At 44.0% G+C, this 17,376-nt stretch carries 12 protein-coding genes; 6 read left to right on the forward strand and 6 right to left on the reverse strand.

The window, feature by feature from the left end; translation table 11 throughout:
• The first annotated feature begins 163 nt into the window (after positions 1 to 163).
• From L2748_RS01540 to L2748_RS01565, 6 genes are all read left to right on the forward strand, one after another.
• Positions 164 to 880 (forward strand): tRNA1(Val) (adenine(37)-N6)-methyltransferase, encoded by a 717-nt coding sequence (locus L2748_RS01540; RefSeq protein ID WP_220778637.1) that lies wholly within the window; start codon positions 164 to 166, stop codon positions 878 to 880.
• A gap of 76 nt (positions 881 to 956) precedes the next feature.
• Positions 957 to 2,186: an ATP-dependent RNA helicase SrmB gene (srmB, locus tag L2748_RS01545; protein ID WP_220778639.1), complete on the forward strand. Its 1,230-nt coding sequence runs from the start codon at positions 957 to 959 to the stop codon at positions 2,184 to 2,186.
• 192 nt (positions 2,187 to 2,378) lie between these two features.
• Positions 2,379 to 3,605 carry an efflux RND transporter periplasmic adaptor subunit gene (locus L2748_RS01550; RefSeq protein WP_220778640.1) on the forward strand — a complete coding sequence of 409 codons (1,227 nt, stop codon included), beginning with the start codon at positions 2,379 to 2,381 and terminating at the stop codon, positions 3,603 to 3,605.
• Positions 3,605 to 6,799, forward strand: a complete 3,195-nt coding sequence (locus L2748_RS01555) for an efflux RND transporter permease subunit (protein ID WP_246616059.1) — start codon at positions 3,605 to 3,607, stop codon at positions 6,797 to 6,799. Before L2748_RS01550 ends, L2748_RS01555 begins: the two co-directional genes overlap by 1 nt.
• 172 nt (positions 6,800 to 6,971) lie before the next feature.
• Positions 6,972 to 7,580 carry a TatD family nuclease-associated radical SAM protein gene (locus L2748_RS01560; RefSeq protein WP_220778641.1) on the forward strand — a complete coding sequence of 203 codons (609 nt, stop codon included), beginning with the start codon at positions 6,972 to 6,974 and terminating at the stop codon, positions 7,578 to 7,580.
• Positions 7,581 to 7,648: 68 nt separating this feature from the next.
• The gene (locus L2748_RS01565; protein WP_220778642.1) at positions 7,649 to 9,868 is read left to right on the forward strand and encodes a PAS domain-containing protein; all 2,220 of its coding nucleotides are present in this window, start codon (positions 7,649 to 7,651) and stop codon (positions 9,866 to 9,868) included.
• Between the two features lie 34 nt (positions 9,869 to 9,902).
• On the opposite strand, the gene L2748_RS01570 is transcribed toward L2748_RS01565, so the two are convergent.
• The 6 genes from L2748_RS01570 to L2748_RS01595 all read right to left on the reverse strand — a co-directional run bounded on the left by L2748_RS01570 (position 9,903) and on the right by L2748_RS01595 (position 16,919).
• Positions 9,903 to 11,336, reverse strand: a complete 1,434-nt coding sequence (locus L2748_RS01570) for a hypothetical protein (RefSeq protein ID WP_220778643.1) — start codon at positions 11,334 to 11,336, stop codon at positions 9,903 to 9,905.
• 264 nt (positions 11,337 to 11,600) lie between these two features.
• Positions 11,601 to 12,131 carry a hypothetical protein gene (locus tag L2748_RS01575; RefSeq protein WP_246616060.1) on the reverse strand — a complete coding sequence of 177 codons (531 nt, stop codon included), beginning with the start codon at positions 12,129 to 12,131 and terminating at the stop codon, positions 11,601 to 11,603.
• Positions 12,124 to 12,861, reverse strand: a complete 738-nt coding sequence (locus L2748_RS01580; protein ID WP_220778646.1) for a winged helix-turn-helix domain-containing protein — start codon at positions 12,859 to 12,861, stop codon at positions 12,124 to 12,126. The genes L2748_RS01575 and L2748_RS01580 overlap by 8 nt, the downstream gene beginning before the upstream one ends.
• Positions 12,862 to 13,190: 329 nt before the next feature.
• Positions 13,191 to 13,931, reverse strand: a complete 741-nt coding sequence (locus tag L2748_RS01585) for a DUF481 domain-containing protein (RefSeq protein WP_220778648.1) — start codon at positions 13,929 to 13,931, stop codon at positions 13,191 to 13,193.
• Positions 13,932 to 14,386: 455 nt separating this feature from the next.
• Entirely contained in the window at positions 14,387 to 15,451 is a 1,065-nt protein-coding gene (gene fba / locus L2748_RS01590; protein WP_220778649.1) for a class II fructose-bisphosphate aldolase, read from the reverse strand.
• A 292-nt stretch (positions 15,452 to 15,743) separates the two neighbouring features.
• On the reverse strand, positions 15,744 to 16,919 hold the full coding sequence (locus L2748_RS01595; RefSeq protein ID WP_220778651.1) for a phosphoglycerate kinase: 1,176 nt from the start codon (positions 16,917 to 16,919) through the stop codon (positions 15,744 to 15,746).
• Positions 16,920 to 17,376: the final 457 nt, after the last annotated feature.

The raw sequence follows: 17,376 nt of genomic DNA on the forward strand, positions 1-17,376 counted from the left end.
ATCTGCTTTAATAGCCAGCAAGCGTTTTAAAGCTAGTAACCACTTACCAGCAGCAAAATTCACCGTTTGCTTAACAATTAACAAATTCCATGACATCGACTAATTTCAGGCTTGGCTTGTTTAGCGTACAATTAGCTTCATTCATATATTCGATATTGCTGCTATGCCATTCACCTTTAAACGTTTTCATATCGATGATACTCGCTGCGGTATGCCAGTTAGCACTGATGGTGTGTTATTAGGTGCTTGGGCGCCGTTAACTCAAGCCAAACACATTCTTGATCTTGGCGCTGGCAGTGGTCTGTTGAGTCTAATGGCAGCCCAGCGCAGTCACGCGGCCATTACCGCCGTTGAGCTTGACCCACAAGCGGCGCTTGATTGCCTTAGCAACTTCAGCGCTAGCCCTTGGGCGGCACGCTTATCGCTAGTGTGCTGCGATATCCAAAGCTATTGCCAGCATCAGGCGCAACGGTTTGACCATATCATCTGTAATCCGCCTTACTTTGATAATGGGCCGCAATCAAGCAAAGGGGCCCGAGCAAGTGCTAGACATACCGACAGCCTAAGCTTTGACACATTACTGCAGTCTATTAAGCAACTGTTGGCTACAGACGGCAACGCTAGCCTAATTCTGCCGACCGAGTCGGTTGCTATACTAGAGGCTAAGCTCAACGCTCATCAGCTGATGTTGACAGGCAAACTTTTAGCCGCAAGCGTTGAAGGTAAGGCCCCTAATAGACAAGTCCTGCTTCTCGGCCACCTAAATGCGAATGCGGTTAAGGCGGAAGTGATTGAGCAGCAACTGACTATTCGTCAGAAAAACGGCCAGTACAGCGACCAATTTATCCAACTCAGTCAGGATTTTTATTTAAAGCTCTAGGATCGACGATCTAATCGTTTAAAGTCTCTTCTATAAGCTTTATAATGTCCGGCTATTATTTATTGAGATGCCACGCATGCAATTTGAAGATCTCCAGCTTGACCCTTGTTTGTTAGAGTCACTGAAAGCAATGGGTCATAACAAACCCACTACGATACAACAGCAAACAATCCCAGTCGCAATGGAGCAAAGAGATATCTTAGCTCGCGCGCCTACTGGCACGGGTAAGACAGCAAGCTTCCTTCTGCCTGCGTTGCAACACCTTATCGACTTCCCTCGTCGATACGGCGGCCGTGCACGCGTACTAATCCTAACGCCAACGCGTGAACTTGCTAGCCAAATTCACCGTTACGCTAGCCACTTGGCTACAGGCTTAGGTTTAGACACAGTGATCATCACTGGTGGTGTTCCTTATGGTCCGCAAGAAGAAGCACTACAAAAGAACGTTGATATCTTAGTTGCGACTCCAGGCCGTTTAATGGAGTACCTAGATAAAGGTCACTTCAACGCTGAAGAAGTAGAAGTACTTGTTATCGACGAAGCTGACCGCATGCTAGACATGGGCTTTTCTGCCGTAGTTGAAAGTATTGCTATCGAATCAGTTGGTCGTAAACAAACGATGTTGTTCTCTGCCACCCTTGAAGGCAGCGATGTAGGTCGTTTCTCGCATAACCTACTGACTAACCCTGTTAAGTTAGAAGCTGAAGCACCGCGCAGTGAAAAAGCTAAGATCCACCAGTGGATCCACCTTGCTGACGATAAAGCTCACAAGTTTGCTTTATTGTGCGCACTGCTAAAACAAGAAGATGTGCAACGCACCATTGTCTTCGTAAAGACCCGTGAAGCAGTTGCAAGCCTTGAAGGTCTATTGCAAAAAGAAGGTATCACTTGTGCATTTATGCGTGGTGATATGGAGCAAAAAGCGCGCTTCCAAGCCCTTGGTCGCTTCACTAAAGGCGAAGTGAATATCTTGCTAGCGACTGACGTTGCAGCACGTGGTATTGACATTGACGACATTACTCACGTAATCAACTTCGATATGCCTCGCTCTGCTGACACTTATGTACACCGTATTGGTCGTACTGGTCGTGCTGGCGCAAAAGGTACTGCTATTTCGCTAGTTGAAGCGCATGATATCCGCGTTGTGGGTAAAATCGAGCGTTATATCGAGCAACCACTAAAACGCCGCTTCGTTAAAGATCTGCGTCCAAAGAACAAAGAAGCTAAGCCACCAGGAAAGAAAAAGCCTGGCCCAGATAACAGCAAAAACTTCAGTAAGAAGAACAAGAAGAAAAAGAAGAAGTAAAACACTTCAGCTTATTCTTAAAGGGTCACATTATGTGGCCCTTTTTAATATGCATTTTTTATCCCTTGCAAAATACCTCTGCTCACCACCAACAACTTGAAATATTTCATTTACAAATAATGATTTAACCTTGCCTTTGACTCTGGTAATTTATGCAATTAGAAAGAACCTTTGCATGGATTAGCGGATCAGATGATAAATAAAATAAAAACCTTACTGCGGAGAATGAGCCCACTGTTCATTCTTATTGCCTTTATTGTTGTTGCGCAGATTTTGATCGGCACAAAAGAAGCCCCTGAGCAGAAACCAGATGAAGTACCGGTTGCCATTGTTGATGTCACAGAAGTGCAGCAACAAACTGTATCGTTAAACTTACCCTCATACGGCGTTGTTAGCCCTAAATATAAAACCCAGCTTGTCACCGAAGTAAAAGGTCGTATGCTCAGCATATCGGCAAACTTTGTTGCCGGCGGCGTTGTTAAAAAAGGCGATGAGCTAGCAGTCATTGAGCCTTCAGATTACGAAGCGGACTTGATGCAGGCGCAAGCCTCACTTGCCCAAGCAAAAGCTGCACTTGAAGAAGAGCGCGCAAAAGGTGAAGTCGCTAAAAATGACTGGAAAGGTTATGACGGCGGCGTGCCACCTGAGTTAGGTCTGCGTTTACCTCAGCTTAAACAAGAGCAAGCTAATGTGAAGTTCCAACAAGCCGCCCTTGCCCGTGCTCAGCGTAACTTAGAACGCGCGGTGATTCGCGCACCATTTGATGGCATTATCAAATCGCGTATTGTCGACTTAGGCCAATACGTTACCTTAGGGACGAATCTAGGTGAGCTATACGATACGCGTATTGCAGAAGTCAGACTGCCACTATCAAATAATGATCTTGCCTACCTAGAGTCAGTTGATAACCCAGATACCGATGTGAGCTTAAGTGCAGGCTTAGCCGGCAAAACGATCACCTGGCAAGGACAGATCATCCGCAGCGAAGGGGTAATTGATGCTGAGAACCGTATGGTTTACTTAGTGGCAGAAGTCAAAGATCCTTATCTACGTAATAACCGTCTTGAAGGTCAGTTACCCCTTAAATACGGCACCTTTGTTACTGCCGTTATTAAAGGTCGTACTGTTGAGGGGATTGTAAAATTACCGCGCCATTTAGTGCGTGACAACCAAGTGACTATCGTTAATAAAGACAACAGCATTGAACTACGCAACGTCAATGTGGTTAAAAGTGATTTAGAAAATGTGTACATTAAAGGCAGCATTGAAAGTGGTGAGCGCATTTCACTCACTAACCTGACCAATGCCGAAAATGGTCAAATCGTTAAAGTACTAGGTGAAGAGTCGAGTTCATCACAAGACATAGATTCAGAGACAAATAACACAGAAGAGCAACTTGCCAATGCAGGTGCTCAATAATGACCACAGACAATAATCACCACGCTACAACCGAACCAAGCAATACGCCTAGCGAGCCACAAACCGGTATCATCGCTTGGTTTGCTAGAAACAATGTCGCTGCTAACCTACTTATGTGGATCCTGATCATTGGTGGTTTATTCAGTACGCTAATTATTAATAAAGAAATCTTCCCCTCGTTTGAACTTAATTACCTGCGGATCACCGTTGCCTACCCAGGCGCTGCGCCACAAGAAATTGAAGAAGGGATTACCATTAAAATCGAAGAAGCGATTCAAGATATTAATGGCATTAAGAAAGTCACCTCTGTCGCCAGTGAAGGCGTTGGTTCGGTGTCGATTGAAGTGGAAGATAGTTACGATCCCCAAGACGTGTTAGATGAAGCTAAACTGCGTATTGATGCGATCTCCACCTTTCCGGTAAACATTGAAAAACCCGATATCTACCGCGTTAAGCCAGAAAACAATGTGATTTGGATTTCTGTTTATGGCGACCAGTCTCTGCAAGAAATGAAAGAGCTCGCCAAGACCATTCGTGATGAAGTCGCCGCCCTGCCTGCCATTACCAAAGCACAGGTCACTGGAGTACGCGACTATGAAATTGGCATTGAGCTTTCAGAAGATAAACTGCGTGAATATGGACTGACATTCTCGCAAGTGGCGCAAGCAGTACAAAACTCGTCAATCGATCTGCCTGGCGGTTCAATTCGCGCTAAAGATGGCGACATCCTGCTACGCACTAAAGGCCAAGCCTATACCGGCGAAGACTTTGCGCAAATCGTGGTGAGTACTCGCCCTGATGGTAGCCGTATCATGCTGCCTCAAGTGGCGACCATCAATGATAGCTTTGAAGAGCGCCTAGAATACACCCGCTTTAATGGTCAACCCGCGGCGATTATCGAGATCCTCAGTGTCGATGACCAAAACGCACTGGATATTTCTGCTCAGGTCAAAGACTACATAGAGCAAAAGCGTGATGCCTTACCAACAGGCGCTAAATTAGATACTTGGGGCGATTTAACCCACTACCTTAAAGGCCGCTTAAACATGATGTTATCTAACATGTTCTACGGTGCTTTATTGGTGTTCCTGATTTTGGCATTATTCTTAGAAATCAAGTTGGCTTTTTGGGTCATGATGGGGCTACCGATTAGCTTCCTTGGCGCTATGCTGTTTATGCCGCTTGAGCCGTTTTCGTTATCGATTAACCTGTTAACCCTATTTGCATTTATTCTGGTGCTAGGGATAGTGGTGGACGACGCCATTGTGATTGGCGAGAGTGCCTATAGTGAAATTGAGGAAAAGGGTCACTCACTTGAGAATGTGATTAAGGGCGCTAATAAAGTCGCCATGCCAGCCACCTTCGGGGTACTCACTACCATTGCCGCCTTTATGCCAATGTTGATGGTGTCTGGCCCACAGGGGATTATCTGGAAATCCATCGGCATGGTCGTGGTGCTATGTCTTATCTTCTCTTTGATTGAATCTAAGCTTATCCTGCCAGCTCACTTAGCCCATATGAAACCGCGTAAGCCCCGTGCTCAGCTTGGATTACTTGGGCGCTTAAAAGCAAAACTCAATGATAAAGTGCAGTACTTTATCCACAATAATTACCGACCGTTTTTAGAGCGTTGTATCGTGCAGCGTTATAATGCGGTAGCAGTATTTATTGGCGTATTGATTTTATCGATCTCGCTGGTACTCAGCGGGCAAGTGCGTTGGGTATTCTTCCCAGACCTACCGTCTGACTTTATTCAGGTTAACCTAGAGATGGAAGAAGGTAGCTCAGAAGAAAATACCTTAAAAGTCGTACAAGAAGTAGAAGAAGCGCTTTATGCCATGAACGATGAAATGGAAAAAGAGCTTGGGTACCCGGTGGTTAAGCACAGCTTTATTAATATGAGCTCACGCACTTCAGCGTTTCTGTTTGCTGAACTAACCAAAGGTGAAGACCGCGATGTCGACGGCGAAACCATTGCCACAGCATGGCGTAAACAACTTCCCGAGTTGCTCGCTGTTAAAAAGCTCAATATCAATGCCAGCACCAATGATAACGGCGGTGATATTTCGTTTAGATTAACCTCAAGTAACCTTGAGCAACTGGCGCAAGCATCAGAAGAGCTTAAACTCAAGCTACGCAGCTATGAAGGCGTTTACGATGTATCCGATAACTTCTCATCGGGCAGTCAGGAAATCAAACTGCAAATACGCCCCGAAGCGGAGGCGCTTGGCTTGACCCTGTCCGATCTTGCTCGCCAAGTCCGTTATGGCTTTTACGGTTATGAAGCCCAGCGTATTTTGCGTAATAAAGAAGAAGTGAAGGTGATGGTGCGCTACCCACTAGAACAGCGACGCACAGTGGGGCATCTTGAGAATATGCTTATTCGCACCCCAAGCGGCGTGGCGGTACCTTTCTCTACAGTCGCCGACTTGCAGTTAGGTGACTCTTACTCTTCAATTACCCGAGTTGATGGTCGCCGCGCGATTACCATTAATGCCAATGCTGACACCAACAAGGTTGAACCCTCTAAAGTTGTCGCTGAAATCCAAGATGATTTCTTAGTGCAATTGCAAGCTAAGTATCCAACGATTTCGACCTCTTTAGATGGCGGTAGCGCTGATGAGCAAAGTGCTTTGATTAGCTTAATGCAGGGCTTCTTCTTTGCGCTATTTACTATCTATGCGCTGATGGCTATTCCGCTTAAATCCTATAGCCAGCCGCTAATTATTATGTCGGTCATTCCATTTGGTATGATTGGTGCGCTGTTTGGTCATTTTATCTTAGGTCTCAACATGAGTATTTTGAGCCTATGTGGCATCGTGGCATTAGCTGGGGTAGTTGTAAATGACTCGCTGATTTTAGTGGACTTTGTTAACCGCGCTCGGGCAGAAGGCCATAGTATTGTCAGGGCGGCTGTCGACTCGGGTTGTTACCGCTTTAGAGCGATTATCTTAACCTCACTCACCACCTTTGTTGGTCTAGTGCCTATTTTGCTAGAAAAGAGTTTACAGGCGCAGATTGTGATCCCAATGGCTGCATCGCTAGCATTCGGTATCTTATTCTCGACTGTGGTGACCTTAGTGTTAGTGCCGCTGCTATACATCATCTTAGATGATATTAGGCGCACTTCACGTCGCGTATTCAATTGGTGGTGGCAACCTAAGGGCGACAACGTATCAGAGCCCGTCAATTAACATGCGCTAACCTTATTTAAAATGGGGCAGTTTGATGCAAAAAGGAGGCTATAAGCCTCCTTTTCTATTGCCATTGCTTCTCATTGAACATGAAGTAACTCGATCTAGCAAACAGATTTCCCTTAAGCAACGCGCTATTCTTATTCGATAAAAAACCAAGCTAGGCGTGATCATGACCACCAGCCAACCGACTCTTGTTTACGATATTCGTAATAGCCGCTATCTCAATATTACCGGCCGCTGTACCTTGCGCTGTCAATTCTGTCCAAAACATAATGGCAGTAAGCAAGTACATGAATATCAATTAGACTTGAACCGTCAGCCTAAAGCCGAAGAGATTATCGACCAGCTTGGTGATGTGACGCAGTTCGATGAGTATGTATTTTGTGGTTACGGGGAACCAACACTTAATCTACCCACACTGCTTAGCGTTGCGACCGAGATTAAACAGCGTGGCGGCAAAGTGAGAGTCAACACCGACGGTTTAGGTAACCTATTCCATAAACGTAATATCTTGCCAGAATTAGCCAGCTGCGTTGATAGTCTATCGATTTCACTTAATGCCGATACCGAGATAGGTTACCAGCAGCATTGTCAGCCAAAGCTGGCTGGCTCATACCAAGCATTACTCGATTTTATTGCCCTCGCGCCACAATATATTAGCGAGGTACAAGTATCTGCTATTAATGGCTTAACAGGCGTAAATATCGAAGCTTGCCGCCATATTGTGGAGTCGAGAGGCGCTCAGTTTAAACAAAGAGAGCTCGATATTGTCGGTTAACAAACACTGGTTAGGGGGGCAATTCGTGTTAAGATGCTGCCCATAATAACCGTAATAAAATTCAATACATGTTAAGCCGCAAACTACCTCTATTAATCAGTGCTCAAGGGATCCATTGGTCTCAACAGCGTATATTAGCCGCCGCCAGTCAGATCTGTATGCTACTGGTGACGGTGATCATTCTGACTAATATTATTATCACCTTAGGTGAGAGACGTTTGCAGGCTGACTGGGCTACGCAAAGATACAGTGAACTACAAGCGGTAGGCGCATTGATCTCTGATAAAGTCACTTTTCAGCAATTTAGAACCCAGATGTTTGCAAAGTCAGAGCTCTTAAAACAATATTTAGCGCTGCCTTCAGCTGAAAACCAAAAAAGACTACTGAATAATTGGGATGTGCTGGTTGATAATGTACCTGAACTATTAGGTATTGCCCTTTATGATCCCAAAGGTCAGCACAAGTTTGCCAATAGTAACGACTTTGGCAAAGAGAGCCTACCCGCGGCATTGCTGGGCAATACCAGAAATATGGGCGGCAACGAGATCTATACTTCGCCGCTAGAGTTCACTCCCATCAATGGTCAATTAGAGCCCTATTTATACCAATTCGCTTGGTTAGAAAACCCCGATCAAAGTATCCGTGGCTACCTAGTCACCTATAACTCGATGGCGAAAATGCTCAGAAGCATTAAACCCGCTTATTCAAGTAAGCAGTCGCCGTTAATGATGCTAGACACACAGGGACTGCTATACGCAGGTGTGCCACAAGATGGCAAAGTGACCCGACTACCCGAAACCATGGGCGGTAGCCTAAAACAGACCTATCCGGCTCTTTGGCGCAAAATGGCCATGAGCAACTTTGGTCAGTTTCACGGTGATTTAGCCACCTTTGTCTATTTAAAGGTGGAGCTAACAACTCAATATGAAACTCGCCGAGAATATTTCTTAGTTTCATACATTCAAAATGATGATATTGCAGCCAAGTTTGCTCAGTGGCGTAATATTCTGATTGCTGGCGCAACCCTGCTCACTTTACTCGCTTGCTTAGTCATTTTCCTCAGCCACCTTTACCGTCTAGTACAGCGTTCGCGTGAGTTTAGTATCTATATGACCAATCGCTTATTCGATACTGATGTGGGTTGCATTATTGCAAGTGACAGTGGTCGAATAGTCACTGCGAACAAAGCTGCGTCATCGTTACTTTCACTGCCAATTGAAGAACTTTCAGACCGCAGCTTACAACGTATTTTAGAGATGGATGAAGATGAATACAGTGTCTTCTTAAACCAAATCCAAACCAATCTTGAATGGCGCGGAGAGCTGCTAGTCGATGCTAGTTTAGCCTCTTGGCTCGCTGTGCGGATCCGTATTGAAATTGGTGCAGATAATAAGCGACGTTATATGTTGGTGAGCTTTGAAGATATAAGCCAGCTTAAGCAAAGCCAAGAGCAAGCGATGTTGAACCAATTACTTAATGATGTTCCTATGGCGAACGTGCTGACCAACCCTAAAGGTATTGTATTAAAAGCCAATGAAGCCTTTAATCAATTACTGCAAATTGAGGACTCAACTGCACTCAATATTGCGAGTCTATTAAATGATGACTTTAGCAAACAGTGGCCGCAAATAGCCCAGCAACTGCAAATTCAAGGTTGCTGGAAAGGTCAGGTTTTCGCCGTCATCGATCATGTCCAAGACCACTGTTTACAAGCCACATTAAAAGGCCATTTAGATAGTGCTGGCGAGCTGGAATACATTGTTTGTAGCCTAGAGCAATCAGCCAGTAGAATAGCCGATAAAGATAGAAGAAATCTCGTGCCCCAACGTAGCACTATCTTCAACCATCAGGCTGATTTAGAAAGCTACTTCAATAACTTAAGCCAGAACTGTAAAGACTTTTCTAGCTTGTTATTAATCAATGTCAGTGCCGAAGAAATGCTAAGTCATATGAGTGACCTTGGCCAACTTGAGTCACGCCAAAAAGAAGTTGAGATCCACTTATTACGCGACCTCCCCCATCGCTACCAAATGTCCCATTGGCAGCTAGGTAAGCTGATTATCGTTTTGCCTGATACCAACTCAGATCAAGCGCATTACTTTGCGCTTGAAAACCTAAACAAGCTTAATGAAAACGGCCTAGGTGAAGGGATATGTATCGGTATTGCATCTTATCAAGACGGCCAAACACTGGATGAATTGATTGCCAACGCTGAAGTCGCGTTAAAGCGCGCTAAGCAGTCTGGAGAACAAAATATTTGTCAGGCATATACTCGCTTTATGGGCTAAGCCCATAAGTATGTATATACCCTTTTGGGGCCGACTACTCTTTTAGCGGCCCTTTAGCTTCTAGCTCTTCTTGATAGGGCGCTTCTTCCATATTTTGTACACCACTAGGCAAGTCACTTTCTGTTATTTCAATAATAGCTGAGCGGTTCATGGTAACCTTATAACGCGCATATTGCGGAGCTTGTTTGCCCTCTTTCAAAGCCAAAATCAAATTAACTTGGTAGCGCCGCTCAACTGACTCATTGCTAATTTTACCTTCGTGCTCTTTATAGATTTTGTCTTTACCGCGCTCTAAATTACGCGCAAAGGGCACAAAGCTAAAGTTAACTTGCTCCTGAATTGTCGAATAACCCGCAAGAAAATCTTTTTGTGATACACGAGTATGAATACCGTAATGCAAAATTTCGGCATCGACTTTGTTTTGGCTATGACGTTTAGTGAGGATTTCAGCAACCGGTTTAGGCAGCTCTTTTTTACGCATAAACTCAAGCCAAACAAGCTGGCGCGCAATAATGTTTTTACTGGTGGTGTCGCTAAGCATACGGCTCCAACGTGGCCGGCCTTTTTGAATCACTCGCCACATCGCATTACGAATATCGTCTTTAAAAATTTCACGAAAGCCGTAAATCACCGCTAACGTCAGCACTAGAGCGATGGTTAACCCACTAAAGAAGCCTTGCGCCTTAATGATCAAGGCTGATACCACTAACATCACCATACCTGTCGCAATACCTGTGGTCATCTTTTTCAAGCCCACACCCAAGGTTTTAAGATCTTCTTTCAGTACCACACCTTGCTGTATTAGGCGGCGCAGAAGCAGCATCTTATTGGCGATACGATTCGGATCTTTCACCGTTTGCGAAGAGTTGTAATTACGCTCTTTTCGATAAAGGGATTCAGCTCGACAAAGTGCTATTACTCTATCGTTAATTTCATTAAAGTCGCTGGTTCTTGGCGCATGGGCCAATAATTTTAGTAAGCGTTGCTCACAAAGCCACGAAAGATAATTATCGGCGTTTTCAAAGTAAGATTTCCACTTTTCATCGCTAGGTTCGTTACGCCTAAAACGCTTAAGCAGATGCTCTACCTGTTCACTTAATTCATCCAAAGAGCTATAGAACTTATCAAACTCTTCAACTTGAGCTAACTCTTTGCTGTCAGTCTCAATGGCTACAGCAAACTGATAAGCAAACAGGTTCAAATAGAGCCTAAACTCTTCAATAGTGCGTTTTTTCTGACTAGCAAAACGACTTTGTACTAAGGGTAAATGCAGACCAGAAGAATAGTAGGAACGCCGCCCAACCACTGAAGAGTGAAAGTACTCCTCCTCATTGAGGCTTTGAGAGTTAATCCCCATCTCTTTTGGCAGAAAAAAATACAGATCCAAGCGCCGATTATCACCAGCTTGCATCTGATGGAGAAATTTTATCGACAGCGATTCTTCTTGTTTTATCCTGACTTTAGACACAGACACCTTTTAATTGTAATAGCAGAGACAAGGGTACAGTTGTGAACAAATGATGTAGCGAGTTAACGATGCTTACATGCAAAACAGGTAGTGCTTATTACTGTAAGCCTAAAGCGAGTGTATTTTATATTTTAGCGGTTTAAAAACAATAATTGAGAGATTAGATAAAACTAATGCCATATGCTACATCTAGGTGGGAGCTTTGTCGCTCCCTTAGCCTATATATAGTGTAACCTATTTGAATTGAGTCCGGCGTGATGAATCTTATGACTGTATCTTACAAGCCCACAGGTTATTATTAGGCTCAACCTGCAAGGTGACCACTCCCGCGGCTTTATTCATCTCAAGCACTTTAATCAAAAAGGGCTCACTTTGATTGTCGGCAACAGCATACTTTACATCTTCAATGGCTTCATGAAAAGTTTCACTCGACTCACTTTGTAGTAGCCTTTTTAAGTGCTGCCCTCTTACTAACTGTATTTCATAACTTAAAATTGGTGCTTGAACCTTTTCAACTGTTCCTCTTGCCATAATTTTATTAGTCAACTGATCACCTTTAAAAAAACTCAGTGATACGTTTAGTCCATTCCCAGTATTCACCATTTCAAGACGCTGGCTTTCTTCAAAGCCTGTGCCCACCCGATAAACACCGGAAGTGCAGGTTAAACTGCTGCTATCATCCAAAGAAATCGTATGTTCAAGAAATAAACACAGACCAAAAATAAAGGTCAATGTTGTAAGAATAGGGGTAGATTGGAACCCTGCAAAAGGATTTTTACGCATAATTTTATTCACAGAATCCAGCTTCCTTCAGCCAAGTAACATCAATAAAGTTCCAGTTGTCCTCTACATTTCTCACTTTCAAATTGTTACAAGCCTTACCATCATCTGCTATATCATTCATTAAAAAGTCAACTTTATTACCATTGCTTGAAGGTGCGACATAAATCCGCTGCCACTTTAGCTTTTCGCAACGCGCCAACTTCAAAGCCAATTGCTCTACTCTCGCTTTATACTTCGCTTTATCAGCATCAGCTGCGTAAATAGGCACGAGAACCGAACCACTATCCTTAATATGTAATTTATAGGGAATCGATAAACTAATATCTGAAGTGGTCTTTAGGTTGGTTGCTAAAAAGATGATCAGCAAAACCCCTAAGATAAGACACAATACATAGTTCTTTATCGAGATAGCACTTAAGCTGCATGCCAGCATTGGCTTATCTTTAGCCTTAACATGCAGCATATAGCCTTGCTTAGCGACATCTTCAATCAACATGGCATATTCAGCGCCAAGAAAGCGTTTGATACTTTGCACAGCAGTAGCTATGTCCTGATAGCTAACGACTTGAGGTAATAGATCTGCGCACATCGAGTCAATAGACACGACTTGTCCTCTAGCCATCATCAATTGATGTAAAACTAGATATTCAATATCGGATAATTTAAACGAAGGGGCTGATTCTGTTCGAGTATGGACTAGCTCTCTAAGCTCGAGGTCGAATCGATATGGACCTATATACACTTTAACAACTCTGGCTAAATAACTGGTAAACAGTGTACTGTTATTCTAAGGTTGAGTCCTTGATTTAATGGGGCTTAGGCAAAGCGGTTTTTGCTTTCGTGATTTCTCGCACATAAATGTTACTACATGTTAAATCGAACACGTAACATTCTGATACTTTTGATAATTAAAACCAACCACCCCACAAAAAAGACAACAAAAAGCACTATGAACACAAACCAAAAATCAACAAAAAGGCATCCATAAGATGCCTTGTAGTGACAAAACTTTACAGCACAGCGTAAAGTGTCAAATTTCAAGCGTTAACACTGCGCCATTTGTTAACGCATTTAAAAAGCGTATAACAAAGTCATATTGGTCTCTGTGTCGGTACTTTTCTTATCATCTAATGGTGAATCGTTATAACGCACAATTACAGCAAATTTCATTGCTAGCGCACCGACGATATTAGCAGTAATAGACGTTTCAGAACGACCTTCCAAGCTATCACCATAGTCAGCTACAAATAGCTGGCTAAAACGAGAGCTCTCGCTGATATCGTAAGTAAAGTTCATTGCGCCGTGAGCAACAACGCTATCTTCATTATCATAGCCTAGGATTGCCGACTGCTCATCATCTAGCTTTTTATAGATATAACCAGGACCGATTTCTGCGCTTAAAAACATATCGCCGCTATCGATAAACTTATGACCGTAACCGGCAGAAGCTACCGCTTTATAATCGTAACCGGTGAATGGGTCGACTTCATAGTTACCCGTAACATACATATAGTTCTTTTCATCAAACTTGTAGTCACCTTGGATGCCACCATAGTAACGCTTAGCGGTGACTTCATCGGTGTCTTCTTTATAAAGGCCTTCGAAAAGATATACGTTTTCCCAATTACCTAGCTCTTGCATCATCTTTAGACGCGCTTTAACTGATGAGGTATCAGTGTTACCCGTTGTTAGTGTCGCACCAAGCTCAGCTTCACCAGCAAAGGTCTTATCACCTTCAACAAAATCAGCACCCGCGTGCGCAGCAAAAGGAGCAGCCAGTACCACTGCCATAGCTATAATTGTTTTTTTCATCTTATTATTACTCCATTCACCAAGTTCCCTAAAAATCGGCGCAATATTAACATTTAGTGCCAATAATTGAAAACATCAGTTACAAGTAATACCAATCAGTATAAAGATTTGGTCGCTCAGCGAGAATTTAGCGCTTCTGAGGCAAGGCGGCGAGTGAAGAGCATAGTTGTTCTACGGTTAAGCTCGTTAACGCAGCATCAGAATCGCTAAAACTCGCCATTCTGGAGCGTTTTTTGGCTGCCTACTTCTGCGTTGAACAGCCTCACAAGGGAATAACCATTCTTTCATCTATTCGCCTTGAATTAGTTGCCAAAAAACGCTCTGAGTAGATCAACTTCTTATACTGATTGGTATAACTTATGTTATTAATCTCCGGCTGATTGCAGGCAAAAAAAATACCTGCACAATGGCAGGTATTTTTATAACAGACCTTAAAAGGTCAAGCGTAACGTGGCTTAGTTGATTTTTGGATCAAGTTCGCCAGCTTGGTATGCTTTATACATCGCCTGTAGTGACTTAGGCTTAATCTTAGAGCCCATACCCGCACAACCAAATGCTTCATAACGAGTCGTACAAATGTCAGCCATCGCTTCCATTGATGCCTTTAAGAATTTACGTGGGTCAAATTCAGCCGGGTTTTCAGCAAGGAACTTACGTACCGCACCAGTTGATGCAAGACGTAGATCGGTATCGATGTTCACTTTACGTACACCGTGCTTAATGCCTTCAACGATCTCTTCTAATGGCACGCCATAAGTTTCAGGGATAGCACCACCATACTGGTTGATGATCTCTAGCCACTCTTGCGGTACTGAAGACGAACCGTGCATAACAAGATGCGTGTTAGGAATACGCGCATGGATCTCTTTGATGCGGTCAATACGCAATACGTCGCCGGTAGGCTTACGGCTAAACTTATAAGCACCATGACTAGTACCGATAGCGATTGCTAGTGCATCAACGTGCGTGTCAGCAACAAAGCGCGCCGCTTCTTCTGGCGTTGTGAGCAGTTGGTCATGGCTTAGGATACCTTCAGCGCCAACACCGTCTTCTTCACCAGCCATACCGGTTTCTAGGCTACCTAGACAACCAATTTCACCTTCAACTGACACACCACAAGCGTGAGCAAAAGCCACTGTACGGCGAGTCACGTCAACGTTGTATTCGTATGATGCAGGTGTTTTACCGTCTGCCATCAAAGAGCCGTCCATCATCACTGATGACATGCCTAACTGAATAGAACGCTGACAGATATCAGGATCAGTACCGTGGTCTTGGTGAATACATACTGGGATATCTGGATACTGCTCAAGTGCAGCAGCCATCAAATACTTAAGGAACTGTGGACGCGCATACTTACGTGCACCGGCTGATGCCTGAACAATTACAGGGCTGTCAGTCGCTTCAGCAGCTTGCATAATTGCACGCATCTGCTCAAGGTTATTCACGTTAAACGCAGGTACACCATAACTGTGCTCTGCTGCGTGATCTAACATTTGACGTAGGGAAATTAAGGCCATTTTTTACTCCAATAATAGGGTGAGTTGCCTCACCAAGGTCACTATCGTTTGGATGGATTTTTATATTCTAACGTTGCCAGTTTAAAGCTGACTAACATTAAAACGGTTACTGTTATCTGTTTCTAAATCATTGTGCGGTTCACAGTATTTAGCTATTTATTTTTGTTACTGCACAGCACAATCATTACCACTGTTTGTTGGCGGCTAGTGTAACCTCGACAAATGTCGATTTAAAGCCCACCAACAAACAGTTTAGTAATTATTTTGTAATTACTAGGTCATTGTGTATTAATTACTGACCACGGCTCTCAAGCATAGCCACTGCTGGTAACTCTTTGCCTTCTAAGAATTCTAAGAAAGCGCCGCCGCCTGTTGAAATATAAGATACTTTATCAGCGATATCATACTTATCAACAGCCGCTAATGTGTCACCGCCACCGGCAATAGAAAATGCATTTGATTCAGCGATTGCCTGGGCAATACGCTTAGTGCCTTCACCAAATTGATCAAACTCAAATACACCTACTGGACCATTCCATACAACAGTACCGGCATTTTTGATGATTTCAGCAAGTGCTTCAGCGCTGTCAGGGCCGATATCAAAAATCATATCAGTGTCAGATACTGTACTAACATCTTTTAGCGTCGCAGTCGCTGTAGGGCTGAACTCGCTTGCGACTACCACATCAGTTGGTACTGGAATATCACCACCACGGCTTTGCGCGTTAGCAACAAGGCGCTTAGCTTCTTCAATCAGGTCAGCTTCATAAAGTGACTTACCGACTTGGTGACCAGCAGCTGCAACGAAAGTGTTAGCAATACCACCACCAACAACAAGTTGGTCAACTTTAGTTGAAAGGCTTTCAAGTACCGTTAGCTTAGTTGATACTTTTGAACCACCGACAATTGCCACCATTGGGCGCGCTGGGTTATCAAGTGCTTTACCAAGTGCTGCAAGTTCGCCTGCTAACAATGGGCCAGCACATGCGATTGGCGCGTGTAGACCCACGCCGTGAGTTGACGCTTGAGCGCGGTGCGCAGTACCGAATGCATCCATCACGTATACATCACACAGTGCAGCCATCTTCTTAGCAAGTGCTTCGTCGTTCTTCTTTTCGCCCACGTTAAAGCGCACGTTTTCAAACACAACCACTTCGCCAACGGCAACTTCAACGCCGTCTAGGTATTCCGTTGCTAAGCTCACAGGGCAATCAAGTGCTTTTGTTAGGTAATCAACCACTGGCTGCATTGAAAATTCAGCGTTGAACTCGCCTTCTGTTGGGCGACCTAGGTGAGACATCACCATAACCGCTGCGCCTTTCTCAAGCGCAAGCTTGATGGTAGGCAGTGATGCACGTAAACGCGCGTCGCTGCTAACCACGCCATCTTTAACTGGTACGTTTAGATCTTCACGAATAAGCACGCGCTTACCTTGAAGCTCAAGATCTTGCATATTAAGAATCGCCATTTTCATGCTTCCTTACTATCTAAGTTAAAATTAAAGTTAAAGTTAAAATTTAAGTCGAGCTAAAAATTCAATCAATCGGGCTAACAGACAGCAGGGACACAACACCATGCTTTATTATGTCGGTTAGGCTTTAACCCATCATCAACTGCGCTATTCATTACGTAGGTTGGGCTTTAGCCCATCACCAACTGCGCTATTAATAACGACAGCAACGCTATCAACGACGGCATCACTAACAATATCAATGACGCTATCAACGACGGCATAAATGCCGACCTACACATTCTATCGTCAGCCTCACCCGGCTATACATTACGTAGGTTGGGCTTTAGCCCATCATCAACTGCGCTATTAATAACGACAGCAACGCTATCAACGACGGCATAAATGCCGACCTACACATTCTATCGTCAGCCTCACCCGGCTATACATTACGTAGGTTGGGCTTTAGCCCATC

The organism is Shewanella sairae, from assembly GCF_023283535.1.
Classification (GTDB): domain Bacteria; phylum Pseudomonadota; class Gammaproteobacteria; order Enterobacterales; family Shewanellaceae; genus Shewanella; species Shewanella sairae.

Coding starts and splice junctions, on each gene's coding strand:
- L2748_RS01540 (WP_220778637.1), top strand. CDS start 164: ATGCCATTCACCTTTAAACGTTTTCATATCGATGATACTCGCTGCGGT.
- srmB (WP_220778639.1), top strand. CDS start 957: ATGCAATTTGAAGATCTCCAGCTTGACCCTTGTTTGTTAGAGTCACTG.
- L2748_RS01550 (WP_220778640.1), top strand. CDS start 2,379: ATGATAAATAAAATAAAAACCTTACTGCGGAGAATGAGCCCACTGTTC.
- L2748_RS01555 (WP_246616059.1), top strand. CDS start 3,605: ATGACCACAGACAATAATCACCACGCTACAACCGAACCAAGCAATACG.
- L2748_RS01560 (WP_220778641.1), top strand. CDS start 6,972: ATGACCACCAGCCAACCGACTCTTGTTTACGATATTCGTAATAGCCGC.
- L2748_RS01565 (WP_220778642.1), top strand. CDS start 7,649: ATGTTAAGCCGCAAACTACCTCTATTAATCAGTGCTCAAGGGATCCAT.
- L2748_RS01585 (WP_220778648.1), bottom strand. CDS start 13,931: ATGAAAAAAACAATTATAGCTATGGCAGTGGTACTGGCTGCTCCTTTT.
- fba (WP_220778649.1), bottom strand. CDS start 15,451: ATGGCCTTAATTTCCCTACGTCAAATGTTAGATCACGCAGCAGAGCAC.
- L2748_RS01595 (WP_220778651.1), bottom strand. CDS start 16,919: ATGGCGATTCTTAATATGCAAGATCTTGAGCTTCAAGGTAAGCGCGTG.